The sequence below is a fragment of the Stenotrophomonas sp. YJH_SMC_32 genome (genome assembly GCF_059369975.1).
Genome location: NZ_JCAFTE010000002.1, coordinates 268,907 through 285,192, shown reverse-complemented (window position 1 = coordinate 285,192; position 16,286 = coordinate 268,907). Strand labels below are relative to the sequence as shown.

Here is a 16,286-nt window from a genome sequence, read left to right as displayed (position 1 = left end):
GGGAACCCCAGATAACTCTCCGATCAGCCACCCGCAGGGCTGCTTGGATGCGCTTTTTTTCCGCCATCGCCAACTCGCATCGAGGCTACCGAAAAATGACCCACCCACTCCGGATGTCCAAGCTTACCCTTGGTCTCGTGGCTGCACTTGCTGCCGCTCCCGCCTTCGCCCAGAGCAGCACCTCCGCCGGTGTCGGCGGCCAGGTGATGTCCGCTGCAGGCCAGCCTGTCGCCGGCGCTGAAGTCACCATCACGCACACCGAGTCGGGCACTGTTTCGCGTGCCACCACCGATGCGTCGGGCCGATACAACGCGCGCGGCCTGCGCGTGGGTGGTCCGTACACCATCACCATCACCAAGTCCGGTGAAGGCACCAAGACCGAGGAAGGTGTCTACCTGAACCTGAACCAGGTCAACACCGTCAACGCCAACCTGGGCGGTGACCTGGCTGCAACCAACCTGGACGCGGTGAACGTTGTTGCCACCGCCGGCGGCCTGGACCTGTTCAGTGCCAACAAGATGGGCACCGGCACCAACGTGACCCGCGAAACGATGGATGCGCTGCCGTCGGCCAGCCGCAACATCCAGGACTACGTGCGTCTCGACCCGCGCATCTCGCAGGTCAGCAAGGCGGACGGCGCGATCTCGGCCGGCGGCCAGAACACCCGTTACAACGCCATCCGCATCGACGGCATCAGCGCCTCCGATCCGTTCGGCCTGGGTTCCAACAACCTGCCGACCGAGCGTCAGCCGGTGTCGATGGACGCCATCCAGGAAATCAACATCGACCTGGCCAACTACGACACCACCATCGCCGGTGGCACCGGCGCGGTGATCAACGCCGTGACCAAGTCGGGTACCAATGAATTCCACGGCACCGTGTACGGTTCGTACCGCGACAAGGACATGGTCCGCTCGCGCCTGGAAGGTGACAAGCAGGACTTCAACGGCTTCGAGGACGAGAAGACCTACGGCATGACCTTCGGCGGTCCGATCGTCAAGGACAAGCTGTTCTTCTTCACCAACTATGAAAAGTACGAGCGCTCGGCTGCCGGCGTCGCCCTGAGCGACACGCCGATCGGCCGTGGCACCATCACCCAGCAGCAGATCACCGACGTCCAGAACTTCCTGGGCAAGCTGGGCTACGACCCGGGCAGCCTGGCGGCGCCGAACAGCAAGACCGAGATCGAAGAGTATGCGGTCAAGCTGGACTGGAACATCAGCGAGAACCACCGTGCGGCCCTGCGCTACAACAAGATGGAGCAGAACGTCGTTCGCTTCCCGCAGGTCAGCAGCAGCGCCATCTCGCTGAGCAACTTCTGGTACCAGCAGCCGACCCAGTACGAAACCTGGATGGGCGAACTGTTCAGTGACTGGTCCGAGAACTTCTCGACCGAGTTCAAGGTCTCGCACAAGGATTACTCGGCCAACCGCGTCCCGCTGGTGGACATGCCGCAGATCCGCATCAAGTCGGGCAACGATTCGCTGTACGTCGGTACCGAACAGAACACCCACGTCAACATCGTCGAGTCGAAGGAACTGAGCGCCTTTGGTGCCGGTACCTGGTACATCGGTGACCACACCGTCAAGTTCGGCTTCGATTACTCGAAGAATGACCTGATGAACTTCTACGGCCGCAACCTCAACGGCGTGTACGAATTCAACAGCGTCAACGATTTCCTGGCGGGCAAGGCTTCGCGCTACCAGCTGCGTGCTCCGCGCGCCGATGGCAGCCGCAGCGACATCCCGGCCGACTTCACCCTGAAGAACACCGGCGTGTTCGTGCAGGACACCTGGGCGATCAACTACAACCTGAACCTGATGTTCGGCGTGCGCATCGACATGCCTGACTTCAGCACCCAGCGCCTGTACAACCCGCGCATCGAGCAGCTGTACGGCTTCAACAACACCAAGCTGGTCGACAAGAACCTGGTGCAGCCGCGCGTCGGCTTCAACTACACCTTCGACAGCGATCGCCCGACCCAGCTGCGCGGTGGCGTGGGCCTGTTCGGCGGCGCCGCCCCGAACGTGTGGCTGGCAGGTGCCTACCAGAACACCGGCCTGAACTACATCGAGTACGACGAGCGCAGCATCCCGGCCGGTGCCTTCACTCCGGACGGCAACAACCCGTACATCCCGGCCGGTGGCCCGGCTTCGGCCCGTCAGAACGTCGACATCATCGCGCCGGGCACCCGCCTGCCGTCGGTGTGGAAGGCCAACCTGGCGTTCGACCATGAGCTGCCGTGGTACGGCATCGTCGCGTCGGCCGAAGTGCTGTTCACCAAGGTCAAGGACGGCATCTACTTCGACCGTCTGGACGTGTCGGCGCCGACCGCCTTCGGTCAGGATGGCCGCGCGATCTACTGGAACGATGCTGGACGCAACTCGGCGAACACTCGCATCGATAAGGGTGTCGACTACGGCATCTCCACCGGTACCAAAAATGCAGTTGATCGTTTCAACCGTCCGAAGGACATCGGCGACGTGCTGGTCCTGCGCAACACCGACAAGGGCCGCGGCACCCAGGCCACCTTCTCGCTGGCCAAGCCGCTGACCGAGAACTGGGGCTGGTCGCTGGGTTACACCTACACCAAGTCCACCGAAGTCAGCCCGCTGTCCAGCTCGCAGAACACCTCGAACTGGAACAACACGCTGATCTTCAATGCCAACGAGAACGTGGCCTACAACTCGCGTTATGCGATGAAGGACCGCGTCACCGGCACCCTGGAGTGGAAGCACAACTTCTTCGGTGACAACGCCACCCGCGTCGGCCTGTTCTACGAAGGCCGTTCGGGCCGTCCGTACAGCTACATCTTCTACAACGATGCCAACGGCGACGGTGCTGCCACCAACGACCTGTTCTACGTGCCGAAGGGTCCGGGCGACGTGCTGTTCACCGGCGGTGCCGCGATGGAGAAGCAGTTCTTCGACTGGCTGGCGCAGAACCCGGAACTCGATGCCTACCGTGGCAGCGTGGTCCCGGCCAACCGCCACCGCGCCTCGTGGGTCAACAGCTTCGACGTCCGCGTCAGCCAGGAATTCCCGGGCTTCATGAAGGGGCACAAGGGTGAAGTCGCCCTGGACATCATGAATGTCGGCAACCTGCTGAACAAGAAGTGGGGCCTGATCGACGACTACGGCTTCTACTCGACCCGTCGCGTTGCCAACTACGCAGGTATCGATCCGGCCACCGGCAAGTACGTGTACTCCTTCACTGGTTCGACCGACAACCCGTCGGTGCAGGAAAACAACAACGACAAGGGCAACACCGCCGTGTCGCGTTGGTCGATGCAGCTGACCCTGAAGTACAAGTTCTGATCCGTCAGAATCTGAAGCAGTAGGTGAAAGCGGCCGGGGAAACCCGGCCGTTTTTCTTTTGCGATAGATAAGAAATTTTTGATGTGCTATAGCTGGAGTGAAGATGGCCATGGACGGTGAAGATGAAAGTCAGATATGGATTGCCTGAGTCGTCAGTCATCGGACTGAGGGGCTGTGACTTCGTACTGCCGGATGGGTCGGATCACTCTTCGGGGCGGAGATTTAGAGAGATGTTCGCCCGTGTTCTCTCCTGCCGGTTGCGACACTGTCCTGAGTGCAGCTCGATCACTGGGTCGCATCTTGGATGCAGAAGAGGAGATGCTTACCTGAAGTCTGCCGGGAAGTGCGGCATTCAGGAAATGCATGCGCGTTCGTTGATCTCTATGCATTCCCGATTTGCTGCCGATAGCGCAGGTCGGAGTGACTTCAGGGTTAGGCGCGTATGGGTGGGCGCGGAGGGAGCGCCTCACAGCTTTGTCGCGGCGCAGATAGATGTCCAGTCACACCTTTCGAAGATCTGTGGGTCGATTGCGGAAATGAAACCCGCTCCACGTCTTTATGCACTCCTGCTGGCCATCGATATTCTCCATCCATTTGAAGATGGGAATGGGCGTCTGATGAGGGGGCTTGCTTGCGCTTTTGCTGTTCAGTATCGATGTGATTTTTTCGCATTCCTCGCTGTCTACATCAAGGTCGCGCAGGATGACTTCGTTCATGCCCTTGAAATGGCGGCGGATGACGTTCCATTGGAACTGCATGGTTTCCATGCTCGAGCAGTAGAGAAGTATCAGTGCCTTATGGCTGAGCCGGGTGGATTCGAACGTTGGCTCGATGAGTCCGTGATTAGAAAGGTTGAGTGGATGTGTGGCGATGTTTTTCGTCGTCATTTGGTTGATTGATTTGGACGAGTGCTGATTTCAACTAAGGAGGGTTTACGGTGAAATTGAGTGTAATGATTGCTTCCGTAGTGTTTGGTATGGGGCTGACCGCAGTGGCCGAGAAGGCTAATGCGCTGGATCCTTGGTGCAACCCTAGCTACTGCCCGCCGACTCCGGGTTATCCGGGATCTGGTGAAACATCCAGGGAGGAGGACTACGGTGATACGAACAGGCTTGTTGCTGGTGTGGTGAGCTGTGACTCGCCAGTACAGGAGCGCTACGCTGCGGTCCTGGCTGCATACTTGGCGGATCCGATTTACGCACGGGTTGCCTACTATGAGCAGAGCCCACGTGGAGAATTCCACGCGATGTACACCGGAATCGCGGAGTTGAATGGAAGGTTGGCCTATGAGTCTTGGATCATCACGGACCCATCTTCATCGGTTCCAATTGCCCCCAATCCTGTTCCTGGGTTTGAGTGCCGCAGATAGTTGACTTCGCTTGAGCGATGCGGTGCGCGAAAACGGCCGGGGAAACCCGGCCGTTTCCCGTTCAGGCGAAAGTCCTTGCAGGGCGTGGGGCAACGGCGTAGCATCCAGAAATGTGCGCGGTGCCAACGCCGCCGATGCGGTCCCGGAATGGCGGACGCGGGTGGCACACATCCAACGGTCGGGTTTCCCGGCCGTTTTGCTTTTTAAGGGGGCGGCAGTACAGTCGGAAACCTTGAAGGAAGCGAAAAATTGGATATGACCACGAACGAAAAATCGGCCCGTGCACTGCCGGTGCAGGATGCCCGGATCTACCCGCGCGGTGGGCTGGATGTGCTGTCGCGGGCCGAGGTGGCCCGCCTGCGCGATGCCTCCGCCGGCGGCATGCATGAGCTGCTGCGCCGCTGCGCGCTGGCCGTGCTGACCAGCGGCAGCGCCTCGGACGATCCGCGCGCCGCGCGCGATCTTTACCCTGATTTCGACATCCAGGTGGCGCAGCAGGATCGTGGCGTGCGCATCGATCTGGTCAACGCGCCGGCGATGGCCTTCGTCGACGGCGAGATCATCCGCGGCGTCGCCGAACTGCTGTTCGCCGTCGTGCGCGACCTGGCCTACATGGCCATCGAAATGGGCCCGGCCTACGCGGCCGAGCTGGAGTCATCCGAGGGCATCACCAACGCGGTGTTCGGCCTGCTGCGCAACGCGCGCATCCTCAATCCGGGTGATCCGAATCTGGTGGTGTGCTGGGGCGGACACTCGATCTCGCGCGACGAATACCTGTACACCAAGCAGGTGGGCTATGAACTGGGCCTGCGCGGCCTGGACATCTGCACCGGCTGTGGCCCGGGTGCGATGAAGGGCCCGATGAAGGGTGCCACCATCGCCCACGCCAAGCAGCGCCGTACCGCGACGCGTTACATCGGCCTGACCGAGCCGGGCATCATCGCCGCCGAGTCGCCGAACCCGATCGTCAACCACCTGGTGATCATGCCGGACATCGAGAAGCGCCTTGAGGCCTTCGTCCGCATCGGGCACGGCATCATCGTGTTCGCCGGTGGCGTCGGCACCGCCGAAGAGATCCTGTACCTGCTCGGCATCCTGCTGCGCGAGGAGAACAAGGACCTGCCGTTCCCGCTGATCCTGACCGGCCCGACGGTAGCGGCACCGTACTTCGAGCAGATTGATCGCTTCATCCGCCTGACCCTGGGCGATGCGGCTGCCGAGCGCTACGAGATCATCATCGGCGACCCGGTGGCGGTTGCGAAGAAGATGGCCACTGGCATCAAGCGCGTGCGCGAGCACCGCCTGGCGCAGAAGGACTCGTTCTTCTTCAACTGGTCGATCGAGATTCCGTGGGAGTACCAGCAGCCGTTCGTACCCACCCACGAAGCGATGGCGGCGTTGGACCTGCACCACGGGCGTGCCCCGCACGCGCTGGCGGCCGACCTGCGCCGCGCGTTCTCGGGCATCGTCGCCGGCAACGTGAAGGAAGACGGCATGCGCCGCATCGAGCAGTTCGGGCCGTTCCAGATCCACGGCGACCCGGACATGATGCAGGCGCTGGATGCGCTGCTGCGCGCCTTCGTCGAACAGCGCCGGATGAAGATCTCCGGCGAGTACCAGCCCTGCTACCAGGTGCTGGCCTGAACCCGGGCCGGCGCGATGGGGATTGCGCCGGCACTGGCAGGGAAGGGCGGGTCGTCAAGCCTTTGACGCCCGTCGCCCCGGATTGACCGTTCATCCTGCCGCCGCTTGCCGGTGGCGGGGCGATGGCCCATCGTGGCCACCAACACGCTGGGGAGCGTCCAATGTCTTTGCGCCGGCAAAACGGCTTCACGCTGGTTGAACTGATGGTCACGCTGGCCGTCTTCGTGGTCCTGGCGTCGATCGCCTATCCGAGCTTCCGCGGCATGATCCGCTCGAACCGGCTGGCGACCGCCAACAACGAGCTGATCGCGCTGGCCAACCTGGCCCGCAGCGAAGGCATCCGCAACAGCAACGGTGGCGGCGTCTGTGGCAGCGCCGATGGCAAAGCCTGTGATGGCGACTGGTCCAAGGGGGTACTGGCCTGGTCGGACCTGGATGGCGACGGCCAGATGGGCAGCAATGACGTCGCGCTGCGCTTTTCACAGGGCAATCCGCAGCTGAGCGTAGTTGGCCCGCCGGGCGCGGTCATCGCCTTCGACGGGCGCGGCCGGCGCAGGGCGGTCGCCGATCAGACGCTGGTGCTGTCGCCGGATGCGTGCAAGGCCGGCGAATCGAAAAGCACGTTGACGATCAACCAATCCGGCCAGGTCCGGGTGACCAAGGGAACCTGCTCATGAGCCGCCGCAACCTGGCCCGCCCGCGTTCGTCGCAGGGGGGCTTCAGCCTGATCGAAGTGATGGTGGCGGTGCTGATCCTGGCATTCGGGCTGCTGGGCTTCGCCCTGCTGCAGACCACCAACGTCCGCTTCGTGCAGAGCGCGAACTACCGCACCCAGGCGACCAACCTGGCCAACGACCTGATCGAACTGATGCGCGCGCAGCGCACCGACACCCTGGCCGGTGGCGCCTATTCCTCGGCCTCGTTCTCGGCCGGCTCGGTGAAGCCCAGCGGCGCCTGCGCCTGGCCGACCGGCGCCGCCGTGACGCCGCAGGCGAACGTCGCGCGCTGGCAGTGCGAGGTCGCACGCACGCTGGGCGAGAAGGCCAGCGCACAGGTGACCTTCGTGCAGAGCACCGGCGAGGTCACCGTGGCCATCAGCTGGGGTGACCAGCGCTGGGATCCGAAGGACCCCGACAGCCTTACCACCTTCGGCCTGACGACCTTCCTGTGAACATGCCCATGAGTCCAATTTCGCGCACCCGAGGCCTGTCGCTGATCGAACTGATGATCGCCATGGTCATCGGCCTGGTCCTGATGCTGGGCGTCACCCAGATCTTCATCGCCTCGCGTGCGGCATCGCGCCTGTCCGAAGGTGCGGCCCGTACCCAGGAGAACGCGCGCTTCGCGCTGGACTTCCTGCAGCGTGACCTGCGCATGGCCGGCCACTTCGGCTGCGTCAACGACCAGGCCCATGTGGTCAAGAACACCGGCGATGTGGGTTATCACCTGGGCATCAGCTCGGGCAGTGGCGACCCGCAGGATTTCTCGGTTCCGGTGCAGGGGTATGAGGCGGCAGGTACGGCGCCGGGCGCCACCCTGACCCTGGGCCGCGCGTGGAGCGCGGCGCAGTCGGTGCCGAAGAGCATCGCCAACCTCAAGCCGGCGCCACTGCCGGGCAGCGACATCCTGGTGCTGCGCCTGATGAGTCCGGAAGGGGCCGTGGTGACCGGCATCTCCGTGGCCGCGGGCGCGACCACGCTGACCGTCTCCAGTGATGGCATGGCCCGGCTGAAGGCCAACGCCGCAGGTGCGCCGACGGTCTTCGGCATAGCCGACTGCACCCGTGCCGACGTGTTCCCGGCCACCATCAGCGGTTCGACGGTGAAGGTGGACAAGGTCGACCTGAGCAACTATTCGATCAACAACGCGATGACCATGCTGTATCGCGCCGATGGCATGGCGTACTACATCGCGACCAATCCCAATGGCGAGCCGGCGCTTTACCGGGCACGCGCGAATGGCGCCGGCGGCTACGCAGATGGCGAGGAGCTGGTGGAAGGCATCGAGAACATGCAGTTCCTGTACGGACTGGATGCCACCCCGGATATCGCCCTGCCCACGCCGCCGACCGGTCGCATCGTCGACCAGCGCGTGGCCAGTGCGGTCAGCACCGGTACCGATGCCACCGCCGCAGGGCAGTGGCGCCGCGTCGGCATGGTGCAGGTCGGCCTGCTGGCGCGCAGCCCGCAGCGTGCGTCGGCCGAGGCGCCGGGCAGCGCGGCCACCTATCCGGCCATCCTCGGGGTGGGCTTTGCCCCGGCCAATCCTTACGACCAGCGCCATCGGGGCGCCTATGAAGCGTCCGTTGCGCTGCGCAACCGCTTGTTCGGGAACTGACGACCATGCGCACTCATCCTTCCTCCCGACGCCGTCCCTTCGTTGCCCAGGCACGACAGCAGGGTGCCGTTCTCTACGTCGCGCTGATCATGCTGGTGCTGCTGGCCCTGCTGGGCGTCATCGGCATGCAGGTGGCCGGCATGCAGGAGCGCATGGCGGCCGGCTACCGGGCGACCAACATGGCGTTCCAGAACGCCGAAGGCGCGGCACGCAGCGCCGAGAACGCGGTGGAGAACATCGCCAATCGCAAGGATGCCGGTGCCAATCCGGCCGTAGCGTCCGCCGACATCAGCCAGCAGTGCGATGACGGCTTCGATCCGTCGGCCTGGGTCGCGAAAACCAAGCTGGGCGGCAAGCCGGCCATCTATGTCCGTGAGATCCAGGGTTGCATCCAGGGGGAGGGTGCGCTGGACATGGGCAAGTCGGTGGAGAAGCCAACGCCGGTCTACCAGATCACGACCTATGCCGGTGATACCACCAGTGATGCGACGTCGCGTGCGGCGATCGATACCGTATTCAAGCTGTGAGGGTGGGGAACCCATGAACACTCGCAACCGCAGGATCCTGGCAGGCGTTGGCCTTGCCGTGTTGGCCGCTGGCGGCTATCTGGCGCATACCTTGTTTGCCGCACAGGCGCAGGGCGTGCTGGCACAGGAGCCGATGAACGTGCAGACCCGCGCGACACCGGCGTTCATCATGGCGGTGGACGATTCGGGTTCGATGAACTTCGAGCGCATGTTCCCCGGTGGTGACGGCCGCATGCGCTGGAACAGCAACACCAACAGCTTCTTCAACAACGACGGAAGCTTCTTCAGCGTGGGCTCGGCGTGTGCCAACAACTCGGTGGACTGTTACCTCTACCTTTACCCGCACGCGGAATTCAACAAGGAATATTCACCGGGCCGGGCCATTCCGCCGTTGGACATCTACGGTTTCGCGCGTTCGCATGTCTACAACGCCAGTTACTTCAATCCGGCAGTGACCTACCGGCCGTGGACCAATGCCGACGGCACGCTGTGGCCGAATGCCTCGATCACCCAGACCCGCGCCGATCCCCGGTCCGGGCAGCGCGGCTACAATGCCGTGTACAACATGACCGTCAATCGCGCCGAGACGTCGGAGAAGTTCCAGTTCGTCAGCGGCATGCGGATTCCCGACCTGTCCGGCACCGGCAATGAATACTATGTCGACAACTGGTGGGATGGCGGGTGGAAGACCGCTGCGATCAGCAACACCGGCAATACCACATACGCGATCAGCTACTTCCCGGCCACCTTCTACCTGCCGGCCGCAGCGCCTGCACCGGACGGATACAAGACCGACGACGCCAGTCGCCCGGTGATCAAGGGTGCCTGTGGTCCGGGCTGCGACATGCGCCGCTACCAGATCAAGCCGGGCAACTACTCGAGCCCGGCCGCCTACAACGCCGCGATCCAGAATTTTGCCAACTGGTTCCAGTACCACCGCAACCGCGTGCTGGCGATCGTCGGTTCGTCGACTGCGGCGCTGGTGAGCGTCGATACGATGCGCGTGGGCTACTTCACCATCAACAAGCTCAGCAACGCGACCATGTATGACATGGTCACCAATCGTGCCGATCTCTACAAGCAGATCTACACGCTCACCGGCAATGGCGGCACGCCCAACCGCCGCGCGGTTGAATATCTGGTCGACCAGTTCCGTCGTACCGATGCCGACGCCCCCGTGCAGCTGGCCTGCCAGCGCAATGGCGGCATGCTGTTCACCGACGGCTACACCAACTCCGGCAATGCACCCAACGGATCGTTCGGTGATGCGGACTCGGTGAATTCCACGCACCTGCCGTCCATTCCGTTCGCCGATGGCTACAGCAATACCATCGCCGACATCGCGGCGGCGGCCTATGCCGGCGCCCGCACACCCCTGCGCACCGGCACCAGCTTCCCGGCCGGCCAGGTGCCGGTCAGTGACAAGTGCAGTTCGCTGGACAAGAGCAGCCCGGACTGGAAGCGCCTGGACTGCCAGACCGACCTGCACATGAACTTCTACGGCGTGACCCTGGGCGCGCAGGGCAAGATCTATGGCGTCAACCAGGCAGCGACCGACGATCCCTACAAGAACCCGCCGAACTGGGCTGGCAACGGCAACCCGCTGAATGTCGACGACGGTACGGTCATCGATGAACTGTGGCACGCGGCCGTCAACAGCCGTGGCGAGTTCATCAATGCGCAGACGCCGGCCGACGTCACCGAGGCCATGCGCCGGGTACTGTCCTCGATCACCGGTGGTGCGTCGCCTTCAGGCACGATCGGTATCAGTGGTGCACGCATCGGTACCGGTTCGCTGGCGGTCACCCCGCGTTATGACATCACCAACAGCGGCACTGATTGGTCGAGCAAGCTGACCGCGTCCAGCGTCAAGGTCAACGCCAACCAGGTGGCCGAGCTCACCGAGGTGTGGGAAGCCTCCAGCCGCCTGACATCGTCCGGTCGCCGGATCGTCGCCAACAAGCTGGGTTCGCCGGTGGATTTCAACAGCGCCCGCATCAGCCTGCAGGACCTGTGCAGCAAGCCCAGCGGCAAGTACGCGACGATGCTGGTGTGCTCCACCGACAAGCTGACGGCGATCAAGGCTGATCTGGCCAGTGCCATCAACTATCTCAGTGCCGACAGCTCGACCGAGGTCCGCAACGGCGGCAAGTATCGTGACCGCACTACGCCGCTGGGTGACATCGTCAATTCGGCGCCGGTGGTGAGCTCGCCGCTGGACGACTACGGTTACCGCCAGTTGGGTGGCACCTACGCAAAGAGCTATACGGACTACCTGGCCATCAAGGCCAAGTCGCAGCGGTACATGGTCTATGTCGGCGCCAATGACGGCATGCTGCACGCCTTCGACGGCGGCATGAAGGCCGATGCCAAGCAGGACGGCACCGGTGGCACGGAGAGCTTTGCCTACATCCCGGCCACCGCGCTGGGCCACATGGCCAACCTGCTGTTCCCCTACAAGTCCGACACGGCCGACCAGACCTTCCGTCATCGTTACTACGTCGATGGTCCGGTGACGGTGTCCGATACGTTCAACGGCACCGCCTGGCAGACCAGCCTGGTAGGCACCACGGGTGCGGGTGGCCGTTCGGTGTTCGCACTGGACGTCACCACGCCGGGCAGCTTCGGCACCGGCAACGTGCTGTGGGAAATCAGTGACATCAATTCGTCGCTGCGGGATGAGGTGCGCAACAACATCGGTTTCGTGCTGGGCAAGCCGGTGATCGTGCCGGTGAAGAGTGGCACCGGCGTGGCCTGGAAGGCGATCTTCGGTAATGGCTACGGCAGCGCCAACGGCAAGGCGGTGTTGTTCGTGGTCGATATGGCCAGTGGCGACATCCGGATGATCGAAGCCGTCGAGGGTACCTCGGGCGCTGGCATCTCCGGTGACAACGGATTGGGCAATGTGGTCGTTGTCGATCGTTGGACCGGTACCAATCAGGATGCGCGCGGTCGTGATGGCCTGGCCGACACCGTCTATGCCGCCGATCAGCGTGGCGCTGTGTGGAAGTTCGACCTGACCAGCAGTGCGAATACCACGTTGACCGTGCCGATGTTCACCAGCCAGGTTGCCCAGGACTCCTCCAACAGGACCTACCGTCAGCCGATCACCGGTGGCATGACCGCGGCGACCGGTCCTTCGGGCGGCGTGATGCTTTACTTCGGCACCGGCAGCTTCTCCTTCACCAGCGACAAGGATGACAAGTCGCAGCAGGCGCTGTACGCCGTGAACGATCTGTCGGGCAAGACGGTGACCTCGACGGTGACCGCTGCCAACCTGGTTCCGTACACGGCCGCGGCCGCCGCTGCAGGCGTTGATGAGCGCAAGATCACCGCGGGTGCGGCGCCGGCCAACGCCCGCGGCTGGATGATCCAGCTGCCTGCCGGCAACGGTGAACGCGCAGTAGGTAACCCGATCCTGGTCAGTGGCATTGTCTTCATGCCGACCTATGTACCCAACATGGAAACGGTTGGCTGTTCGACCAGTGGTTCGAACTGGCTGTTCGGGTTGTCGTCGATCAGCGGCCTGCCGATGCTGGAGAACGTCCGTTATGGCTCGCCGACCGGCAGCCGACCCGCCTCCGGCACCGCAGCCATTGCATTGAAGACAGGAGGAACCGCGCCGGTGCGTGACGTTTCGCTGTCGGTGTTGCCACGTCCGACGGACAACAAGGCACCGCCCGGTGGCAGCTCCTGCTGGATGGCGGTGGGCGCTGCGGGCAGCCAGTCGCTGTATCTGCCTTACCCGTGCGGTCGCCAGTCCTGGCGCCAGCTCCAGTAACCCAAGTGCGAGGATCCACGCCCATGTTGCACACTCCCATGCCTCGCCGCGCGGCTGGCTTCACGCTGATTGAATTGATGATCGTGGTGATCGTCATCGGCATCCTGGCGGCGATCGCCATTCCGTCTTACCAGGAGTACGTGCGCCGATCGCATCGCGCCGTGGTGAAGGCGGACCTGGCCGAGTATGCGCAGCGTGCGGAGCGCTACCACACCAGCAACAACTCCTACACCGGCTACGCACTGCCGACCAAGGTGTCGCCGCGTGATGGAGGAACTGCGCGCTACAACCTGGATTACAAGGGAGACGGCACCAGCTTCACCATCACCGCCACCCCGCAGGGCACGCAGGCCAAGGACAGCTGTGGCAAGTTGAGCGTGGACCAGGCCAACCGCAAGACGGCCGACGGTGGCGTTGCCAGCTGCTGGTGAAACAGGTGTTGATCTTCCTGTAATCGACCAGTACAATGCGCCTCCCCGCCCGAATAGCTCAGCCGGTTAGAGCACTTGACTGTTAATCAGGGGGTCGTTGGTTCGAGTCCAACTTCGGGCGCCAGATACTGCAGAAGCCGCGAGAAATCGCGGCTTCTGCTTTTCTGCGCAGGCATTCAGCAGGGTGTATCGCGGTTCACGCGCTCACTCCGGACGCGGCCGCCATTGTTGACGATCAATGCGCCATGCAGCTGGTTGCCCGCGCAGATGCGCAGGGTCAGGTTGGCCCCCGGGCTGCGTCCATCTGCCTGGAAGAACAGCAGCGGACGCCCGCTGCTGGCCTGGGCAAGGATCGAGACGTCCGAGCGCCCGGTGTGGTGGCTCAGGATCGCCTCCGGCGAGGCAGGCTCCCCGCGCTGGTCGCCGCTGCGGTAGATGATCCAGCCGGCGCTCCAGTCGTCACTGCAGTGCCGGCCGTCGACACTGGCGCAGAGGCCGATCAGCTCCCGTCTGCGCACGGCCTCGCTGCGTGCGCCGGACAGGCTGGCATGCAGGGTCAGTTGCAGTGCATCGGCGCGTTGCCGCAGCAGCAGGGGCTGCAGCGCCGGCCAGGACGCGGCCAGCAGCACCGCCAGCACAGTGATGACCACCAGCAGTTCGGTCAGGTGCACGCCCCGCGCAGAGCGGGGGCCGAGCGGGCAGGGGGCTTGGGCAGTGCGCATGCATCCAGCCTCCGCGCCCGGCTGTGCGGCCGCCATCGGGAAACCCCGTAGCGTCCTGCCCGGCAACCCCTCAGCCGGCCGTCACCCCTCGCCCCGTATACTGCCCCTTCCCGGGAACTGGCAACACCATGAGCGACAGTTTTGAACTTGTCTCGCCGTATTCGCCGGCGGGCGACCAGCCCAACGCCATCGCGAAGCTGACCAGCAACTTCGAGGCCGGCATCGCCAAGCAGACCCTGCTGGGCGTGACCGGCTCGGGCAAGACTTACACCATCGCCAACGTCATCCAGAACGTTCAGAAGCCGACGCTGATCATGGCACCGAACAAGACGCTGGCGGCGCAGCTGTATGGCGAGTTCAAGGCGTTCTTCCCGCACAACGCGGTGGAGTACTTCGTCAGCTATTACGACTACTACCAGCCCGAAGCCTACGTGCCGTCGTCGGACACCTTCATCGAGAAGGACAGTTCGATCAACGAACACATCGAGCAGATGCGGCTGGCCGCGACCAAGACCCTGCTGTCGCGCCCGGACGCGATCGTGGTGGCCACGGTGTCCGCGATCTATGGCCTGGGTGCGCCGGAAGACTACCTTTCACTGCGCCTGATCCTGTCCAAGGGCGAGCGCATCGACCAGCGCGACCTGATCAACCACCTGACCCAGCTGCAGTACACGCGCAATGAGTACGAGCTGCAGCGCGGTACCTTCCGCGTGCGCGGCGAAGTGATCGACGTGTTCCCGGCCGAGTCGGACAGCGAAGCACTGCGCCTCGAACTGTTCGATGGCGAGGTCGAGAAGATCGCCCTGTTCGATCCGCTCACCGGCGAGACGCTGCGCAACATGCAGCGCTTCACGGTCTACCCGAAGACCCACTATGCGACCACGCGCGAGCGCGTGCTGGCGGCGATCGAGACGATCAAGGTAGAGCTGAAGGAGCGGCTCGAGCAGCTCTACGCGCAGAACAAGCTGGTGGAGGCGCAGCGCCTGGCGCAGCGCACGCAGTTCGACCTGGAAATGATGGCCGAGGTCGGTTACTGCAACGGCATCGAGAACTACTCCCGGCACCTGACCGGCAAGAATGCCGGCGAGCCGCCACCGACCCTGTTCGACTACCTGCCGCCGGATGCGCTGCTGGTGATCGACGAATCGCATGTGACCATTCCGCAGATCGGCGCCATGTTCAAGGGTGACCGCTCGCGCAAGGAAACCCTGGTTGAGTTCGGTTTCCGCCTGCCGTCGGCGCTGGACAACCGCCCGCTGCGCTTCGAGGAATGGGAGGAGCGCTGCCCGCGCAGCATCTACGTGTCGGCCACGCCCGGGCCCTATGAACTGCGTGAAGCCGGTGACGAGATCACCGAACTGGTGGTGCGCCCAACCGGCCTGATCGACCCGGTGGTGGAGATCCGGCCGGTCGGTACCCAGGTCGATGACCTGATGAGCGAGGCCAACGCGCGCATCAAGGCGGGCGACCGCGTGCTGGTCACCACGCTGACCAAGCGCATGGCTGAAAACCTCACCGAGTACCTCACCGAACACGGTATCCGCGTGCGCTACCTGCACTCGGACGTGGATACGGTCGAGCGCGTGGAGATCATCCGCGACCTGCGCCTGGGCAAGTTCGACGTGCTGGTCGGCATCAACCTGCTGCGCGAAGGCCTGGACATGCCCGAGGTATCGCTGGTGGCGATCCTCGATGCCGACAAGGAAGGCTTCCTGCGCTCCACCGGCTCGCTGATCCAGACCATCGGCCGCGCCGCACGCAACGTGCGCGGCAAGGCGATCCTGTACGCCGACAAGATCACCCGCTCGATGCAGGCGGCGATCGATGAGACCGACCGGCGCCGTGCCAAGCAGGTCGAGTACAACGAAGAACATGGCATCGTGCCGCGCTCGGTGGCGCGCCCGATCGTCGATGTCCTCGAAGGCGCGCGTTCGGATGCCGCCGAGAAGGAAGCCAAGAAGGGTAAGGGCAAGGGCCGGGCGAGTGTGGCCGAAGAAGCGGCCGACTATCGTTCGCTGTCTCCGGCGCAGCTGGCGACCCGTCTCAAGGCGCTGGAACAACAGATGTACCAGCACGCCAAGGACCTGGAATTCGAAGATGCCGCACGGGTGCGTGACCAGATCCGGCAGCTGAAGGAAGCCAGCCTGGGCTGAACGTG

General features: G+C 63.6%; 11 protein-coding genes and 1 tRNA gene. 11 read left to right on the top strand and 1 reads right to left on the bottom strand.

Annotated features, from left to right (window positions below; genetic code table 11):
* The first annotated feature begins 95 nt into the window (after positions 1-95).
* The 10 genes from AC5P7S_RS05365 (at position 96) to AC5P7S_RS05320 (ending at position 13,530) form a co-directional block, all read left to right on the top strand.
* Positions 96-3,317, top strand: coding sequence for a TonB-dependent receptor (locus AC5P7S_RS05365; protein WP_095378753.1), 3,222 nt, complete (start codon positions 96-98; stop codon positions 3,315-3,317).
* A 122-nt stretch (positions 3,318-3,439) separates the two neighbouring features.
* A complete protein-coding gene (locus tag AC5P7S_RS05360) occupies positions 3,440-4,216 on the top strand; it encodes a Fic family protein (RefSeq protein ID WP_081275798.1) in 777 nt (258 codons plus the stop codon).
* Between the two features lie 725 nt (positions 4,217-4,941).
* Positions 4,942-6,330: a nucleotide 5'-monophosphate nucleosidase PpnN gene (gene ppnN, locus AC5P7S_RS05355; protein WP_005415960.1), complete on the top strand. Its 1,389-nt coding sequence runs from the start codon at positions 4,942-4,944 to the stop codon at positions 6,328-6,330.
* 161 nt (positions 6,331-6,491) lie between these two features.
* Entirely contained in the window at positions 6,492-7,007 is a 516-nt protein-coding gene (locus AC5P7S_RS05350) for a pilus assembly FimT family protein (protein WP_005415961.1), read from the top strand.
* Positions 7,004-7,501 carry a type IV pilus modification protein PilV gene (gene pilV / locus AC5P7S_RS05345; RefSeq protein WP_005415962.1) on the top strand — a complete coding sequence of 166 codons (498 nt, stop codon included), beginning with the start codon at positions 7,004-7,006 and terminating at the stop codon, positions 7,499-7,501. Before AC5P7S_RS05350 ends, pilV begins: the two co-directional genes overlap by 4 nt.
* 8 nt (positions 7,502-7,509) lie before the next feature.
* Positions 7,510-8,667 carry a PilW family protein gene (locus AC5P7S_RS05340; RefSeq protein ID WP_065186108.1) on the top strand — a complete coding sequence of 386 codons (1,158 nt, stop codon included), beginning with the start codon at positions 7,510-7,512 and terminating at the stop codon, positions 8,665-8,667.
* A 5-nt stretch (positions 8,668-8,672) separates the two neighbouring features.
* Positions 8,673-9,194, top strand: coding sequence for a pilus assembly PilX family protein (locus AC5P7S_RS05335; RefSeq protein ID WP_095378756.1), 522 nt, complete (start codon positions 8,673-8,675; stop codon positions 9,192-9,194).
* Positions 9,195-9,207: 13 nt separating this feature from the next.
* Positions 9,208-12,975 (top strand): pilus assembly protein, encoded by a 3,768-nt coding sequence (locus tag AC5P7S_RS05330; RefSeq protein WP_095378759.1) that lies wholly within the window; start codon positions 9,208-9,210, stop codon positions 12,973-12,975.
* 23 nt (positions 12,976-12,998) lie between these two features.
* Positions 12,999-13,406, top strand: coding sequence for a type IV pilin protein (locus tag AC5P7S_RS05325; protein WP_005415966.1), 408 nt, complete (start codon positions 12,999-13,001; stop codon positions 13,404-13,406).
* A 47-nt stretch (positions 13,407-13,453) separates the two neighbouring features.
* Positions 13,454-13,530: transfer RNA gene (locus AC5P7S_RS05320), tRNA-Asn, on the top strand.
* 52 nt (positions 13,531-13,582) lie between these two features.
* Here AC5P7S_RS05320 and AC5P7S_RS05315 read toward each other — a convergent pair.
* A complete protein-coding gene (locus tag AC5P7S_RS05315; RefSeq protein ID WP_005415967.1) occupies positions 13,583-14,128 on the bottom strand; it encodes a GspH/FimT family pseudopilin in 546 nt (181 codons plus the stop codon).
* Between the two features lie 128 nt (positions 14,129-14,256).
* Between AC5P7S_RS05315 and uvrB the strand changes: the two genes are divergently transcribed.
* Positions 14,257-16,281 carry an excinuclease ABC subunit UvrB gene (gene uvrB / locus AC5P7S_RS05310; protein ID WP_095378762.1) on the top strand — a complete coding sequence of 675 codons (2,025 nt, stop codon included), beginning with the start codon at positions 14,257-14,259 and terminating at the stop codon, positions 16,279-16,281.
* The last annotated feature ends 5 nt before the right edge of the window (positions 16,282-16,286 follow it).

Coding starts and splice junctions, on each gene's coding strand:
- AC5P7S_RS05365 (WP_095378753.1), top strand. CDS start 96: ATGACCCACCCACTCCGGATGTCCAAGCTTACCCTTGGTCTCGTGGCT.
- AC5P7S_RS05360 (WP_081275798.1), top strand. CDS start 3,440: ATGAAAGTCAGATATGGATTGCCTGAGTCGTCAGTCATCGGACTGAGG.
- ppnN (WP_005415960.1), top strand. CDS start 4,942: ATGACCACGAACGAAAAATCGGCCCGTGCACTGCCGGTGCAGGATGCC.
- AC5P7S_RS05350 (WP_005415961.1), top strand. CDS start 6,492: ATGTCTTTGCGCCGGCAAAACGGCTTCACGCTGGTTGAACTGATGGTC.
- pilV (WP_005415962.1), top strand. CDS start 7,004: ATGAGCCGCCGCAACCTGGCCCGCCCGCGTTCGTCGCAGGGGGGCTTC.
- AC5P7S_RS05340 (WP_065186108.1), top strand. CDS start 7,510: ATGAGTCCAATTTCGCGCACCCGAGGCCTGTCGCTGATCGAACTGATG.
- AC5P7S_RS05335 (WP_095378756.1), top strand. CDS start 8,673: ATGCGCACTCATCCTTCCTCCCGACGCCGTCCCTTCGTTGCCCAGGCA.
- AC5P7S_RS05330 (WP_095378759.1), top strand. CDS start 9,208: ATGAACACTCGCAACCGCAGGATCCTGGCAGGCGTTGGCCTTGCCGTG.
- AC5P7S_RS05325 (WP_005415966.1), top strand. CDS start 12,999: ATGTTGCACACTCCCATGCCTCGCCGCGCGGCTGGCTTCACGCTGATT.
- AC5P7S_RS05315 (WP_005415967.1), bottom strand. CDS start 14,128: ATGCGCACTGCCCAAGCCCCCTGCCCGCTCGGCCCCCGCTCTGCGCGG.
- uvrB (WP_095378762.1), top strand. CDS start 14,257: ATGAGCGACAGTTTTGAACTTGTCTCGCCGTATTCGCCGGCGGGCGAC.